Below are 15,184 nucleotides of genomic sequence, written 5' to 3'. Positions count from 1 at the left end.
CCTCCCGCCCCCGATCTGCCCCCGGCGGATCTGGCCAAACGGTACGGCAAGGGTCTCAAGGGGATGCGGCTGAGGGCCACCCTGGTCCTCCTGCTGTTCCTGCCCGCCCTCTATCTGACCCTGGAGGTCTTTCCCCATCCCCAGGCCCTTACGCCTGAGCTGCGGGTGCTGGCCCTGGCCGGGGTCCAGGTGCTGGCCATGCTGTTGGGACTGGATGTCCTCTTCCGGGGTCTGTTCGGCCTGCTTCGGCTGGAGTTCGGCATGGACACCTTGCTGCTCTTTGCCTCCGCCGCCACCCTGGCCGACGCCCTTACCATGTTCAAGCTGGACCCCCGGGAGGGCCAGATGCCCTACTGCGCCGCCATTGTGCTGGGCATCTCCCTGCTGCTGCGGGGCACCTACCGAAAGCGGCGGGGTCTGCGGCTGGCCTGTAAGACGGCGGCGGCCGCCTCCCACCCCTATCTGGTCACCCTGGATGAGGGCAAGTGGAACGGCCGGGACACCTACGCCAAGTGGTCGGGCGATCCGGTAGGCTTTGGCCGGCAGATGCAGGCCAGCGACGGCGCCCAGCGTATTTTCCGGCGGATCTGCCCCCTGCTGTTTATCGCCAGTATGCTGCTGAGCATCGTGGCCTCCATTGGCCGGGGCGCGCCGGAGCGGCTGCTGTGGTGCCTGTCCGCCACCCTCACCGCCTCCGCCTCCCTGTCGGGGGCCCTGTGCTTCGGGCAGCCCTGGCTTACCCTGTGCCAGCGGCTGAGCAAATCGGGGGCCGCCATCGCCGGCTGGGACGGCGTCACCGCCACCGGCGGCAGCGGCATTCTGGTCACCGACTCCGACCTGTTCCCCCCGGGCTGTGTCTCCCTCAACGGCATCAAGATCTTCGGCGACTTCCCGGCAGAAAAGGTGGTAGCCGATACCGCCACCCTCATCCGGGAATCGGGCTGCGGCCTGGACAAGCCCTTCCACGACCTGCTCCGGGCCCAGGGGGCCATTTACCGCCGGGTATCCAACTTCTTCTGTTATGAGGGCGGCCTGTCCGGCGTCATCCGCAACGAACAGGTACTGGTGGGCTCCGCCGACTTCATGCGGCTGATGGAGATTGCCCTGCCCCCGGGACTTCATGTGAAGAACGCCGTATTCTGTGCCATCGACGGGGAGTTGGCGGGTATCTTCGCCCTGAACTACACCCTCCACGGCACGGTGGACCCGGCCCTCACCAGCCTGATCCGCAACCGGGTGTCCCCGGTGATGGCCACCCGGGACTTCAACCTGACCCCCGCCATGCTCCGCCAGCGATTCAAGCTGCCGGTGGACCGGATGGAATACCCCTCTGTGGAGCGGCGGATGGAGCTGTCCGACGAGGACCAGCTCCACAGCGACATTCTCACCGCCGTCCTCTGCCGGGAGGGCATCGGGCCCTACTCCGAGGCGGTGGTAGGCGCCGCCCGGCTCCGCCGGGCCGTCCGCACCTCGGCGGTGCTGGCCAGCCTGGGGGCGGTGGTAGGCCTGATTCTGGCCTTCTACCTCACCTTTGTGGGAGCCTACGCCTCCCTGTCGGCCTCCAACCTGCTGGTGTTCCTCATCATGTGGCTGGTGCCCACCCCCCTGATCTCGGGAATGGTCAACAAATATTGAGACGAAAAGATCCCCTGCCATCTGGCAGGGGATCTTTTTATCTTGGTGGCTCCTCTTCTCAATATCCTCCGTCGATGACCACCCAGGGAGAGTCCTTGTCCTCCCGCTGGAGGATGAACTGATAGTCGGTGTAGGTGGTGTTGGGGTCCAGCACCGGCTGATTGCCGTCGGTGGTAAAGCTCACAAAAAAGACGATCACATTGTTGATCCGCTCCGGGTCGTCGGTGTGGAGATAGTCCGCCGCCACCGCATAGGACTGCTGGGGATCATAGTACGAACTTTCCAGGGTACACCCTGCCATCCCGGTCTCAAAGCTCTGTACCACCGTCTCATAGGCCCGGTTATACTCCTCCGAGGAGTAATTGTGGGAGGGCGGCGGATTTTTCATGGCCAGCCAGTCCTGGCAGGCGCTGTACATGGTCTCATAGGGGCTGGGGGCGTCGTAGTCGTAGGCATAGGCATACCAGCTGGTCTCCCCGTCCCGGACGATGCCCACCAGTCCGCCCTCCTCCAGGAAGATGAGACTGTCTCCGTTTTGATCGGTGCAGGTCACCGCCTTGCCGTTGAGGGCGGCAGGGGCCTGGGCCTTCACCCACACCCGCACCCACAGCTGGATGCTGCTGTCGATGACGCCGCAGGTCTCCACATCCGTCTCCTGCCCGTTTTCATAGGTCAGGGTCCGGGCGGGGCTGCTGCCGGCCAGGATGGGCTCCATCTCCCGGCTGTAGATATTCCAGGCCGGGTCCCCCTCCACCAGCTCCACATAGCCGGCGCCCACGTTGTAGCCCTGCCCGCTCAGCCATTCCCTGGCGGCGGAGAGGGGGTCCAGCAGACCGTTTTCACGGCCTCCGTCCGCCTGCTGCTGGAGCTGGGTGTAGTAGTCCGCCGCCGTGGTGCCGGTGTCCCGGGGGAGCACCAGATAGCGGGTACCGTAGTTGTTGTCCACCCAGCCCTCCACGCACCAGATGCCGCCCGCTCCCTGCTTGATGGGCTGGGAGAGGAGCAGAGTAATGGACTCGCCCCAGTTTTCCGTGCGGAAGTAGACATAGCGGTGATCGCTCTCCCACACATAGCCGTCGTGGAAGTACATACTGTCCTCGTAGGCTTCCAGGCCGTTGCGGGCAAGGAAGTCGGGGCGCACCTCCTCGGGCAGGCGCTGATTCAGGTTCGTCCATTCCGCCTCCTCCGCCTGTATCACCGCTTCGTCCTGGGAATTGCTGTAGAACCGCACATCGCTGGCCGTCAGCCACACATAGTACCAGCCGTCCCGATAGCCAAAGGGCGTCACCCCGCTGCCGTCGGAGATGAGATACTGTTCGTAGGTGGCCTGGTCCCACCGGACCAGGGTGAAGAGCCACCCCATGTCGGTGTCGCCGCCGCCCGCCGCCTCATAGCTGCGCTTTTCCCACACGCAGACCAGGAAGTCCTCTCCCTCCTCGGGCAGCTCCACCAGCAGCTTGCCGTCCAGGTCGCTGGGAATGGCCAGCTGGAGGTCGTAGTCCAGGTCGTACAGCACCGGGTTCTCCAGCAAAGCGCTCAGGTCGGGGGTAGGCTCCGGGCTGGGGCTGGGGGCCGCCCCGCTGATGGCGGCGCAGCCGGTCAAAACAATGGCCAGAGCCAGGGTGGCCGCCAGGGCGGCGGGCCCCTGCCGCTTTCCTTTCATGATGGACACCAGCCTTTCTTTCAGTCGGGTCTTTTCCTCGCACAGGGTGGTGGCCAGCACCCCCATGCCTCTGGGGGGCCGGGCGGCCAGCACCAGCAGAGTCTCCCCGTAGTGCTTCCGGGCGGGGCCGTCCATGGTTCTGGTCACCGCCTCGTCACAGGAGAGCTCGCAGGAGCGGGAGATTTCCCGCCGCACCACCACCATCAGGGGATTGAACCAGTGGAGGCTGGTCACCGCCGCCGCCAGCCATTTATAGAGCAGATCGTGCCGCCGGGCATGGGTCAGCTCGTGGGACAGGATATCCGCCAGCCGGTCGTTTTCCACCCCCACAGGCAGCACAATGGCGGGATGGATCGCCCCCAGCAGCATGGGGGTATGGACATGGATACACTCCAGCACCACAGTGCGCCCGCCCGGGTCCAGGGCGGCCAGCACATTCCGGGCTCCTTGCCCGGCAGGCCGGGCAGAGATGCGCACCAGGGCGGCAAAGCGCCGGTAGCCCCACACATACCGCCCCAGCCACAGGCCTGCCCCTGCGGCCCACAGGCCGAACCACAGTTCAGGGGCGGTGAGCACTCCCTTCCAGTCTGCCACCGGAGCGGCAGGCTGCTCCGGCGCGCCAGGATTTTCAGGCATGGCCGGGCCTGTCGGTTCCCCTGTCTGGCCCTGGATCTGGACCGGGTCGGTCTGACCGCTGAGGGAAACCTCCGTCTGGGTGTGGGCCTGGTAGGTCCCCTGCTCCGGCAGAGCAGGCAGCGGAAGGGTCACCCCCACCGGCAAAACCAGGCGCACCAACACCAGCAGCCACAGATAGTAAACCGCTGCCTTGCTCTTGATGAGGGGCCGAACCAACAGCAGCAGGCCGGTGAGCAGCGACCCCAGCACGCTCAGCTTCAGCAGGGTATACAGAAAGGGTGTCACGTCAGCTCCCTCCTTCTCCGTCCAGGCTGTCCAGCAGGGCTTTTAACTCCGCGATGTCATCCCCGGACAGCTGGTCGTGCTCCACCAGGGCGGCCACCATCTGCCGGGCCGACCCGGCGTACAGCTTGTCAATAAGCTTGCGGGTGCGGTAGCAGCCCAGCTCCTCCCGGCTCACCAGAGGCCGGTAATAGTAGACCTGCCGCTTCTCCTGGGCCGCCGCACCCTTGGCGCACAGCCGCCGCAGCAGGGTCTTGACCGTCTCCCCGTTCCTGTCTGCCAGGGCCTCCCTGATCTGGCTCAGTGTCACCGGTTCCCCGGCGTCCCACAGCACCTCCATCACCTCCAGCTCCGCCTCGGTGATCTTCTCTTCTGCGGCACCCATGGCGTCTCCTCCTTCCGGTTACAGTTGTACCTTTCAGCTTTAGGGTACAACTGTAACCTCTTTTTGTCAAGCCCAATCGGGTTACAATTTCATGACAGATCATGCCGGAGCCCCCAAAATATGAAAATTATTTTCATACTGTACGGTTTGGTGAAAAATGGCACATAAACCCGTCCAGCCCTTGCATTTGTTTGTCAAAATGGTATAATATGACCCAGTGAACCGTCCCGCCCCAGGCGGGGCAAACTTAGGAGGAATGTGAAAATGGGCAATTCTCACAAGTACGTCTACTTGTTCTCCGAAGGCAACGGCTCTATGCGTGAGCTGCTGGGAGGCAAGGGCGCCAATCTGGCCGAAATGACCAATCTGGGTATGCCGGTGCCTCAGGGCTTTACCGTGACCACCGAGGCCTGCACCCAGTACTATAATGACGGTCGTCAGATCAACGAGGACATTCAGGCCCAGATCTACGAGTACCTGGGCAAGATGGAGGAGATCTGCGGCAAGAAGTTTGCCGACCCCGAGAACCCCCTGCTGGTTTCCGTCCGCTCCGGCGCCCGGGCCTCCATGCCCGGTATGATGGACACCATCCTCAACCTGGGCCTCAACGACGTGGTGGTGGAAGGCCTGGCCAAGTTTACCAACAACCCCCGCTTCGCCTACGACTCCTACCGCCGGTTCATTCAGATGTTCTCCGACGTGGTCATGGAGCTGTCCAAGAAGCGCTTTGAGGAGATCATCGACGAGGTCAAGGCCAAGAAGGGCGTCAAGCAGGACGTGGAGCTGGACACCGACGACATGAAGCACCTGGTGGTTCTCTTCAAGGAGTTCTATAAGAAGGAAAAGGGCGAGGACTTCCCCCAGGACCCCAAGGTCCAGCTGATGGAAGCCGTCAAGGCCGTGTTCCGCTCCTGGGACAACCCCCGTGCCAACGTGTACCGCCGCATGAACGAGATCCCCTACGACTGGGGCACTGCCGTCAACGTGCAGTCCATGGTGTTCGGCAACTCCGGCGACAACTCCGGTACCGGCGTGGCCTTCACCCGCAACCCCGCCACCGGTGAGAAGGCCCTCTTCGGCGAATACCTCATCAACGCCCAGGGCGAGGACGTGGTGGCCGGCGTACGTACCCCCTCTCCCATCTCCAAGCTTCACGAGGAGATGCCCGCGGTCTACGAGCAGTTCGCCGACATCGCCAACCGCCTGGAGCAGCACTACAAGGATATGCAGGACATGGAGTTTACCATTGAGAACGGCAAGCTCTATATGCTCCAGACCCGCAACGGCAAGCGCACCGCCGCCGCCGCCCTGAAGGTGGCTGTGGATCTGGTGGATGAGGGCATGATCGACGAGAAGGAGGCCGTGTGCCGCGTCGATCCCAAGCAGCTGGACGCCCTGCTCCACCCCACCTTTGACCCCGAGGCCCTGAAGAAGGCCCAGGCAGTGGGCAAGGGCCTGGCCGCCTCTCCCGGCGCCGCCTGCGGCCGTGTGGTCTTTACCGCCGAGGACTCCAAGGAGTGGCACGCCCGCGGCGAGAAGGTCATCCTGGTCCGTCTTGAGACCTCCCCCGAGGACATCGAGGGTATGCAGGTCTCCCAGGGTATCCTCACCGTCCGCGGCGGCATGACCTCCCACGCCGCCGTGGTGGCCCGCGGTATGGGCACCTGCTGCGTGTCCGGCTGCGGCGATATCGTGGTGGACTACGAGGGCAAGAAGTTTACTCTGGCCGGCAAGGACTACCATGAGGGCGACTGGATCTCCCTGGACGGCTCCACCGGCAACATCTACGGCGAGGCCATCGCCACTGTGCCCGCCGATCCCGGCTCCGGCTACTTTGGCCGCCTGATGGGCTGGGCCGACAAGTACCGTCAGCTCAAGGTGTACACCAACGCCGACAATCCCCGTGACGCCGCTCAGGGCTACGCCTTTGGCGCGCAGGGCATCGGCCTGTGCCGCACCGAGCATATGTTCTTCGAGGGCGAGCGCATCAAGGCCATCCGTGAGATGATCGTCTCCGACAACGTGGCCGACCGTGAGAAGGCTCTGGCCAAGATCATGCCCTATCAGCAGGGCGACTTTGAGGGCATCTATGAGGCCATGCAGGGTCATCCCGTGGTCATCCGCTTCCTGGATCCCCCGCTGCATGAGTTCCTCCCCACCAAGGAGGAGGACATCGTGGAGATTTCCAAGGAGATGAACATCCCTCTGGAGAAGCTCCACAACGTCATCGCCTCCCTGCATGAGTTCAACCCCATGATGGGTCACCGCGGCTGCCGTCTGGCCGTCTCCTATCCCGAGATCGCCGCCATGCAGACCACCGCCGTCATCAACGCCGCCATCAACGTCCAGAAGAAGCATCCCGACTGGACCATGGTGCCCGAGATCATGATCCCCCTGGTGGGCGAGGTCAAGGAGCTCAAGTACGTCAAGGACGTGGTGGTCAAGACCGCCGACGCCATCATCGCCGCCGCCGGTATCGACATGAAGTATGAGGTTGGCACCATGATCGAGATCCCCCGTGCCGCCCTCACCGCCGACGAGATCGCCAAGGAGGCTCAGTTCTTCTCCTTCGGTACCAACGACCTGACTCAGATGACCTTCGGCTTCTCCCGGGACGACGCCGGCAAGTTCCTGAGCTACTACTACGACAAGAAGATCTACGAGTCCGATCCCTTCGCCCACCTGGATCAGAACGGCGTGGGCAAGCTGGTGGCCATGGCCGTCCAGCTGGGCCATCAGACCCGTCCCGACATCCATATGGGCATCTGCGGCGAGCACGGCGGCGACCCCACCTCTGTGGAGTTCTGCCACAAGGTCGGCCTGGACTATGTGTCCTGCTCCCCCTTCCGTGTGCCCATCGCCCGTCTGGCCGCTGCTCAGGCCGCCATCAAGAACCCCCGGTAACACCCTTGCAAATTACACAACAGAGGCCGGCTGCTTTGCAGCCGGCCTCTGTTTGCCATTTAAACTTTATGACAGCCGCTGGTCCCGGTAGAGGAAGGTGACCACCTGGGCCCGGGTGCAGGGCAGGTCGGGGGAGAAGGTGGTGGAGGAGGTACCGGTGGTGACGTCGTTGGAAGCGGCCCACCGCACCGGATACCAGTAGTAGTCGCTGCTCTTCACATCCCGGAACACGGTACTGCCGGAGAGTTTGGGCTGGTCGGCGTGGGCCCGCCACAGGAAGGTAACCACCTGGGCCCGGGTGCACACGGCATTGGGGGAGAAGGTGGTGGCCGAAGAGCCGCTGGTAATGCCGCTCTCCACCGCCCAGCGCACCGCATCATAGTAGAAAGCGTCAGAGCTTACATCCCGGAAGGGCACGCCGTCATCCTCCACCATGGGAGAGCCGTAGGCCCGCCACAGGAAGGTGACCACCTCGCCCCGGGTACAGGCCCGGTCAGGGGAGAAGGTGGTGGCCGTGGTGCCGGTGGTGACCCCGTTGCTCACCGCCCAGGTGACGGCGCTGTTGTAGTAGCTGCCTCTGGCCACGTCGGGCATCAGCGAATCCAGCCAGTTGTTGGTCTCGGTGTTGGTGACCGGCCGCATGGAATAGTCGTTTTCATCCTGGTAGTCATAGTACTCCATCAATGCCAGATAGACCTCCGGATGATGGCCCATGGCCACTTCGGAAAAATTATCCGACAACAGGTTGTCCGGGAATACCCCCACAGCGTACTGGAACAGCACCCCCAGTACATCGGGGGCCAGCCCGTGAATCTGACCAATGATAATTAGCGGCACCGGAATCTCCACCCCTGCGGCGGAGCGCACCAGATCAGAAATCAACTGAGCCCCCTCCCATTTGGAGGACACCTCCTCCGCACTGATGGAGATGTGATCCAGGGAGGCAATCTGCTGGGCGATCTGGTCCAGATTATCCTTTGACTCGCTGACCACCGAGCGGTTGGGCACCATGTAGAGATACTGGAAGATGTCCATGACGGCATCCTGATAGTGCTTTTCGTAGTAAGCGGCGTCCTTGGCGATGGAGGCCAGGGCATTCTCCAGTTCCAGAATCTTGCCCGAACCGGCCAGCTCCTTAAAGTTGATATTCTGCCTGGTGATTTCCATATAGGCGGCGCCCAGACCCCCAACCTCCGACGAGACCCGGGTTACAGGCAGGAACAGATCATTGCCGTTTCGTTGGTAGCCCCAGTCGTTCAGGGGCACCCGGGGCACCACGTCGCCGCTGTAAATGATATTGTGGATGCAGCTCTCCTCATACTCCTGCTTTGGGATGAGCGCGGCGGTATAGTTGTTGTTATAGTCCCAGCTGACGCCGCCCTCCTCCATGCCGGTCACCGCGTGGGGGGTGGCGAAGGTGTAGGCGTACACATTGCTCTCATCCACCCGGGAGAAGTCATTGCACACCTTGGCCGCCAGCAGGTTGGCCACCGCCGCGCCCCGGCTGAAGCCGCCGATCCACAGCTTGATGGTACCCAGCTGGGCGCCGCCGGCCTCCGCTTCCTCCACGTACTCCTCCAGGGCATCGTATACCCCCTCGGCCGCGCGGCGGAAACCGGCATGGGCCGAGTCGTCGTTGACGTAGAAGTTGCTGGCCCACTCGGCGCCGTAGCCGCCGCCACGGACGATCACCGGGATGACGGTGTAGGTCCGCCCGTTTTCCTCCAGCGTCTTGCGGGCAAAGGAGAAAGCCACCTTGTTGTCGGTGCAGTCCAGGGCCACGTCGTAGTTGTAAAAGGCCGCCCCGTCAAAGCCCAGAGTCTCATAGGCCTGGCGGATATGGTCCTCCCGGCCCACATCCCCGTCGGTGTTGTAGTATCTGTCGCTGGAGGTGGTGGAGAAGCCCGCCATAACCAGCCCCAGGGTGGTCTTGGCCAGCTCATGGTCGTACTCGGTGGCCGGGTGAGTGAAAAAGTCCTCGCTATAGTAGAAGTCATAGGTCAAAGACCCATACACCGCGTCGGAGCGGAACCGGATGGGATACTCCCCGTCCTCCATGGCCTGGCCCGTCTGGGCCGGGGTCGGGGTGGGCGTCGGAGTAGGTGTGGGTGTGGGCGTGGGGGTAGGCGTCGGTGTCACCGTAGGCTTGGGCGTCACCGTGGGCGCCGGAGTGGGGGTCTCGGTGCCCGAGCCTCCGCTGCCGTAGTAGATGGTGGACCCCGCGGGCACCAGCTGTCCCTTCCATTGGGCGATGCCTTCCCACTGCTCACGGCTGCCCTCATAATAGACCGTCAGGGGGTTGCAGCCGTTAAAATAGTTGTAGCTGGCGCTCATATACTCCGGCCAGTACACGGTTTTCAGCTTGGGGCATTCCCCAAAAACATACTCTCCCATCACCGAGATGGCGGGCAGATCAACGGTGGTCAGGTTGGCGCAGCCGTAAAACACCTGGCCATTGATGGTATGGATGGTGTCTGGCAGCTCCACCTCCGTCAGTCCGTCGCAGTAGGCAAAGGCCTCGCTATAGAGGAAGTCCACCGAGCCGGGGAACTCCACCGAGGTCAGGCCGCTGCTGCGGAAGGCCCCATTGCCGATCAACTCCAGGGATTTGGGAAATTCGATGGAGGTCAGGGCTGTACAGTCGGCAAAGGCGTTGTCGCCGATGTTCTGGAGAGAGCCGGGCAGTTCCACATCCGTCAGTCTGGTACAGCCGGCAAAGGCATTGTTGCACAGAGTGGTGATGCCATAGCCCACCTCCACCCGGCGGATGTCCGACTTATACTTGTCCCACGGTGTGGTGGTACCGTACAGCATGGGCCCGGTACCGGTGAGCTTCAGCGTATCCCCGCTGAAACTCCACTGAATCGAAGAACTGTAGGAGCCGCCGTCCTCCGCTGAGGCAGAGGCAGCGGGCAGCAAGCCCAGCAACAGCGCCAGGGCTGCCAAAATGCTCACAAACCGTCGTTTCCTGCTAGCCATGTGTGTTCCTCCTTCTCCTGCATCCGCACCAAGTCGGCAGTGCGGCTCTATATGATACCAGTATAGCACAACTTGCCCTGTAACGGGAAATTTTGTATCATTTTTCCTGTTCATTTTTTCCGGCCTTTGTTCCTGCTTTGGGACAGGAAGTTTAACCGCCTGCCGTTTACACCGCCCCACTTTTATGGTAAAATAACTTGTTTCGACGGATGGGAGGCATTTTTTGTGGATCAACATCCTTTTTTTGCCTATTTGTCCCGAATGCGGTATATCAACCGCTGGGGGCTCATGCGCAATACCTTCCAGGAGAATATTCAGGAGCACTCCCACATGGTGGCGGTACTCGCCCACGCCCTGGCGGTGATCCGGCGGGATGTGTTCGGGAGAGAGGCCGATCCCGGGCTGGCCGCCATGGCCGCCCTGTACCATGACGCCCCTGAGATCCTCACCGGCGACCTGCCCACCCCCATCAAGTACTACGACCCGGAGATCCGGGACGCCTATAAAAAGGTGGAGGAATTTTCCGCCGGCAAGCTGCTGGCCATGCTGCCGGAGCAGCTGCGCCCCGCCTTCTCCCCCCTGCTGCGGGAGGACTATGACCCGGATACCAAGGCTCTGGTGAAGGCCGCGGACAAGCTGTCCGCCCACATCAAGTGTCTGGAGGAGCTGAAGGCGGGCAACAGCGAGTTCCAGCAGGCCGCCCGTCAGACGCTGGATGCGCTGAAAGGCTATAACCTGCCCGAGGTAGACTACTTTTTGGAGCATTTCCTCCCCGCCTTCGGCATGACTTTGGATGAGATGGGCCGGGAATGACCGGCGCCGTTTTCATAGAGACAGAAGAAATAAAGGAGTTATCAAGTATGAGAGCCATTGTCACCGTTCTGGGCAAGGACCGTGTGGGCATCATGTCCGCCGTTTGCGCCCTGCTGGCCCAGCACAACGTCAATATTCTGGATATCAGCCAGACCATCCTCCAGGATTACTTCACCATGGTTATGCTGGTGGACGCCGGCAACTGCGATATGCCCTTTGCCGATCTGGCCGCCCTGATGGAGCAGGAGGGCAAGGACCGTGACCTGTCCATCCGCGCCCAGCGGGAGGACATCTTCAACGCCATGCATCGCATTTGAGGGTGAGCCGACATGATCAATACCAACGAAATTTTTGACACCATCCACATGATCGACCAGCAGCATCTGGATGTGCGTACCATTACCATGGGCATCTCTCTGCTGGACTGCGCCGACTCCGATCCCAACGCCGCCTGCCGCAAGATCTACGACAAGATTACCCGCCAGGCCGAGCATCTGGTGGCCACCGGCGAGGCCATTGAGCGGGAGTTCGGCATTCCCATCGTCAACAAGCGCATTTCGGTGACTCCCATGGCCCTGGTGGCCGGCGCCTCCGAGACCAACAGCTACGTGCCCTTTGCCGTGGCCCTGGACAGCGCCGCCAAAGCGGTGGGCGTCAACTTCATCGGCGGCTTCTCCGCCCTGGTGCAGAAGGGTGCCACCAAGGCCGACCGGAAGCTCATCGCCGCCATCCCTGAGGCCCTGGCCCGCACCGACCTGGTGTGCGCCAGCGTCAATGTGGGCTCCACCAAGGCAGGCATTAACATGAACGCCGTGGGCGTCATGGGCCGCATCATCAAGGAGTGCGCCCAGCTCACCGCCGACAAGGGCGGCTTTGGCTGCGCCAAGCTGGTGGTGTTCTGCAACGCCGTGGAGGACAACCCCTTCATGGCCGGCGCCTTCCACGGTGTGGGCGAGCCCGACTGCATCATCAACGTGGGCGTGTCCGGCCCCGGCGTGGTGCACCACGCCCTGAAGGACGTGAAGGGCCAGCCCTTTGACGTGGTGGCCGAGACCATCAAAAAGACCGCCTTCCGGGTGACCCGTATGGGTCAGCTGGTGGCCCAGGAGGCCAGCCGCCGTCTGGGGGTGCCCTTCGGCATTGTGGACCTGTCCCTGGCCCCCACCCCCGCCATCGGCGACTCGGTGGCCCGCATCCTGGAGGAGATGGGTCTGGAGACCTGCGGTACCCACGGCACCACCGCCGCCCTGGCCCTTCTGAACGACGCGGTGAAGAAGGGCGGCGTCATGGCCTCCTCCCATGTGGGCGGCCTGTCCGGCGCCTTTATCCCCGTCAGTGAGGACGAGGGCATGATCGCCGCCGCCCGTGCCGGCACCCTCCACCTGGACAAGCTGGAGGCCATGACCTGCGTGTGCTCCGTGGGTCTGGACATGATCGCGGTCCCCGGCGACACCTCCGCCGCCACCATCTCCGCCATCATCGCCGACGAGGCCGCCATCGGCATGGTCAACTCCAAGACCACCGCCGTCCGCATCATCCCCGCCCCCGGCAAGGTGGTGGGCGACACCGTGGAATTCGGCGGCCTGCTGGGCTCCGCCCCCGTTATGCCCGTCCACTCCGAGAGCGCTGAGGCCTTCGTGGCCCGGGGCGGCCGTATCCCCGCCCCCATGCAGAGCCTGAAGAACTGAGTCCAGGGGGGACGTTGTCCCCCTCTAGATACAAAACCGCCGGGCCGATGTGGGCGTCGGCCCCTACGCAAATGATTCCTGTTTTGCTCGCAAAAGGCCGCCCACGGGCGGCCTTTTTCAAAAGGAGGTTATCATCATGTCCACTTGTCGTTCTGCCTGTCCCTATGATTGCCCTGAGGGCTGCTCTCTGCTGGTAGAGACCGAGGGCAATACCGTCACCTCCATCACCGGTGATCCGGCCAACCCCTTCACCGACGGCTGGGTGTGCGCCAAGATGCGCAATCTGCCGGAGGCCATCAACAGCCCTGAGCGTATCCTCACTCCCCTCCGCCGCACCGGCGCCAAGGGGACCGGGGAGTTTGAGCCCATCTCCTGGGATCAGGCCATCGGAGAGATCACATCCCGCTGGAAAGATCTGATCGCCCAGTACGGAGCGGAGACCATTCTGCCCTACTCCTACGCCGGCACCATGGGCGTGGTCCACCGCAACTGCGGAGAGGGCTTCTTCCACGCCCTGGGCGCCAGCCGCCTCAAGCGCACCCTGTGCAGCACCGCCAAGTCCACCGGCTGGCAGAAGGTCATGGGGGGCTCCTGCGACCTGGCCCCCTGGGATGTGGAGCACAGTGACCTGATCCTGCTGTGGTCCGCCAATATCCCCGCCACCCGGGCCCACCTGGCCCCCATCCTGCGGAAGGCCAAGGCCAACGGGGCCAAAATCATCCTTATTGATGTATACGAAAACGCTTCCGCCGAGCTGGCCGACCAGACCATCCTGATCCAGCCGGGCAGCGACGGCGCCCTGGCCCTGTCCATGCTCCAGGTGCTGGACCAGGAGGGACTCACCGACGAGGCATGGCTGGCTGAGCACGCCGCCGGGTGGGAGGAGTTTCGGGCTACTCTGGATGTGTGGGACCCGGAGGAGACCCAGTGTCTCATCGGTCAGGCCCCCGATGTGATCCGGGACCTGGCCCGGGCCTACGGCAGAGCCAAGGCCCCCTGCATCGTGCTGGGCAGCGGCTTCTCCCGCTCGGGCAACGGCGGCGAGGCCACCCGGGCCATCACCGCTCTGCCCGCCGCTGTGGGCGCCTGGGCCAAGAAGGGCGGCGGCACCTATGGCGTGTGCTCCTCCCCCGATCTGGTGGATAAGTCCGCCGTCAAGCGTCCCGACCTGGCCGGGCCGAACACCCAGATGATCAACATCAACCAGCTGGGCCGTGCCCTGGAGGGCAAGGGACTCTCCACCCCCATCCGCAGCCTGTATGTCTACCACGCCAACCCGGCCACAGTGACCTCCGACCAGAACGCCGTCCGCCGGGGCCTGGCCCGGGAGGACCTGTTTACCGTGGTCCATGAGCGGTACATGACCGACACCGCCAAATACGCCGACATCATCCTGCCCGCCCCCTACATGGTGGAACAGACCGACCTGTACACCCCCTACGGGTACCGGCAGATCCAGTACGCCCCGGCGGTGGTTCCCGCCCCCGGCGAGGTGAAGAGCAACCTTGAGGTATTTACCCTGCTCTCCGCCGCCATGGGTCTGGACGATCCCTTCCAGGGCCGCACCGCGGAGGAGCTGTGCCGCCAGATGGTGGAGGACAGCTGGGCCCTCTCCCGGGAGGAGAAGGACAAGGTGCTTGCCGGGGAGCCGGTGGTGCTGGAATCCCCCTTCCCCCTGCCCATTCAGACCGAGGATGGCAAGGTCCATCTGGACGATCCTATCATCGGCTGGTTCCCGCCCCACGGCGGCTCCGACCCCTTCCACCTGATCTGCGCCCCGGCTGTCCACACCCTCAATTCCTCCTTCAATGAGTCCTCCACCCTGCGGGACCTGCGGGGGGAAATGACGGTGCGTATGAACAGCGAGGACGCCGCCCGTCTGGGCCTGGTCCTGGGGGAGCAGGTGGTGTGCTATAACAAGCTGGGCGAGATGACCTGCACCCTGGCTCTGGACCGGGCAGTGGCTCCCATGACGGTGGTGGCCGAGGGCGTCTATCCCGGCGAGAACACCGTCAACTGCCTGACCCACGACCGCCTGTCCGACTGGGGCGAGGCCACCACCATGAACGACAACACCATCTGGGTCCGTAAGGCCTAAAGGTTTTTCCGGGAATTGGCTTTTTTCTCTGGTCAAAGCCGGTCCCCGGGTGTATGATAAAGGCATCAGCCGATTCTGGCTTTGTGAAACATAAAAGGAGT

General features: G+C 63.1%; 9 protein-coding genes. 6 read left to right on the top strand and 3 right to left on the bottom strand.

What is annotated here, in order from left to right:
* A partial coding sequence (locus tag B5E56_RS11370; protein WP_087390173.1) for a hypothetical protein occupies positions 1-1,635 on the top strand: 1,635 nt, incomplete at its 5' end.
* 58 nt (positions 1,636-1,693) lie between these two features.
* Here the strand turns inward: B5E56_RS11370 and B5E56_RS11365 are convergent.
* Positions 1,694-4,219, bottom strand: coding sequence for a M56 family metallopeptidase (locus B5E56_RS11365; RefSeq protein WP_087390171.1), 2,526 nt, complete (start codon positions 4,217-4,219; stop codon positions 1,694-1,696).
* A 1-nt stretch (position 4,220) separates the two neighbouring features.
* A complete protein-coding gene (locus B5E56_RS11360) occupies positions 4,221-4,601 on the bottom strand; it encodes a BlaI/MecI/CopY family transcriptional regulator (protein ID WP_087189520.1) in 381 nt (126 codons plus the stop codon).
* Positions 4,602-4,865: 264 nt separating this feature from the next.
* Between B5E56_RS11360 and ppdK the strand changes: the two genes are divergently transcribed.
* Entirely contained in the window at positions 4,866-7,505 is a 2,640-nt protein-coding gene (gene ppdK / locus B5E56_RS11355; protein ID WP_087390168.1) for a pyruvate, phosphate dikinase, read from the top strand.
* Positions 7,506-7,571: 66 nt separating this feature from the next.
* Here the strand turns inward: ppdK and B5E56_RS11350 are convergent, their stop codons facing one another.
* Entirely contained in the window at positions 7,572-10,484 is a 2,913-nt protein-coding gene (locus tag B5E56_RS11350; RefSeq protein WP_158098714.1) for a leucine-rich repeat protein, read from the bottom strand.
* Positions 10,485-10,709: 225 nt separating this feature from the next.
* Between B5E56_RS11350 and yfbR the strand changes: the two genes are divergently transcribed.
* From yfbR to B5E56_RS11330, 4 genes are all read left to right on the top strand, one after another.
* Positions 10,710-11,297 carry a 5'-deoxynucleotidase gene (gene yfbR / locus B5E56_RS11345; RefSeq protein ID WP_087188456.1) on the top strand — a complete coding sequence of 196 codons (588 nt, stop codon included), beginning with the start codon at positions 10,710-10,712 and terminating at the stop codon, positions 11,295-11,297.
* A gap of 47 nt (positions 11,298-11,344) precedes the next feature.
* Positions 11,345-11,614 (top strand): ACT domain-containing protein, encoded by a 270-nt coding sequence (locus B5E56_RS11340; protein WP_087188457.1) that lies wholly within the window; start codon positions 11,345-11,347, stop codon positions 11,612-11,614.
* 12 nt (positions 11,615-11,626) lie between these two features.
* Entirely contained in the window at positions 11,627-12,985 is a 1,359-nt protein-coding gene (locus B5E56_RS11335; protein WP_087188458.1) for a PFL family protein, read from the top strand.
* Positions 12,986-13,121: 136 nt separating this feature from the next.
* Positions 13,122-15,083, top strand: coding sequence for a molybdopterin-dependent oxidoreductase (locus tag B5E56_RS11330; RefSeq protein WP_087390162.1), 1,962 nt, complete (start codon positions 13,122-13,124; stop codon positions 15,081-15,083).
* Positions 15,084-15,184: the final 101 nt, after the last annotated feature.

This window comes from Flavonifractor sp. An112, from assembly GCF_002161085.1.
Classification (GTDB): Bacteria; Bacillota; Clostridia; order Oscillospirales; family Oscillospiraceae; genus Flavonifractor; species Flavonifractor avicola.
The sequence above is the reverse complement of the archived record's forward strand: the minus strand, read 5'-3'. Positions and strand labels throughout refer to the sequence as shown.

Bases quoted from the DNA above. Each gene is read 5' to 3' on its own strand.
- B5E56_RS11360 (WP_087189520.1), bottom strand. From the start codon at position 4,601: ATGGGTGCCGCAGAAGAGAAGATCACCGAGGCGGAGCTGGAGGTGATG.
- ppdK (WP_087390168.1), top strand. From the start codon at position 4,866: ATGGGCAATTCTCACAAGTACGTCTACTTGTTCTCCGAAGGCAACGGC.
- B5E56_RS11330 (WP_087390162.1), top strand. From the start codon at position 13,122: ATGTCCACTTGTCGTTCTGCCTGTCCCTATGATTGCCCTGAGGGCTGC.
- B5E56_RS11350 (WP_158098714.1), bottom strand. From the start codon at position 10,484: ATGGCTAGCAGGAAACGACGGTTTGTGAGCATTTTGGCAGCCCTGGCG.
- B5E56_RS11335 (WP_087188458.1), top strand. From the start codon at position 11,627: ATGATCAATACCAACGAAATTTTTGACACCATCCACATGATCGACCAG.
- B5E56_RS11340 (WP_087188457.1), top strand. From the start codon at position 11,345: ATGAGAGCCATTGTCACCGTTCTGGGCAAGGACCGTGTGGGCATCATG.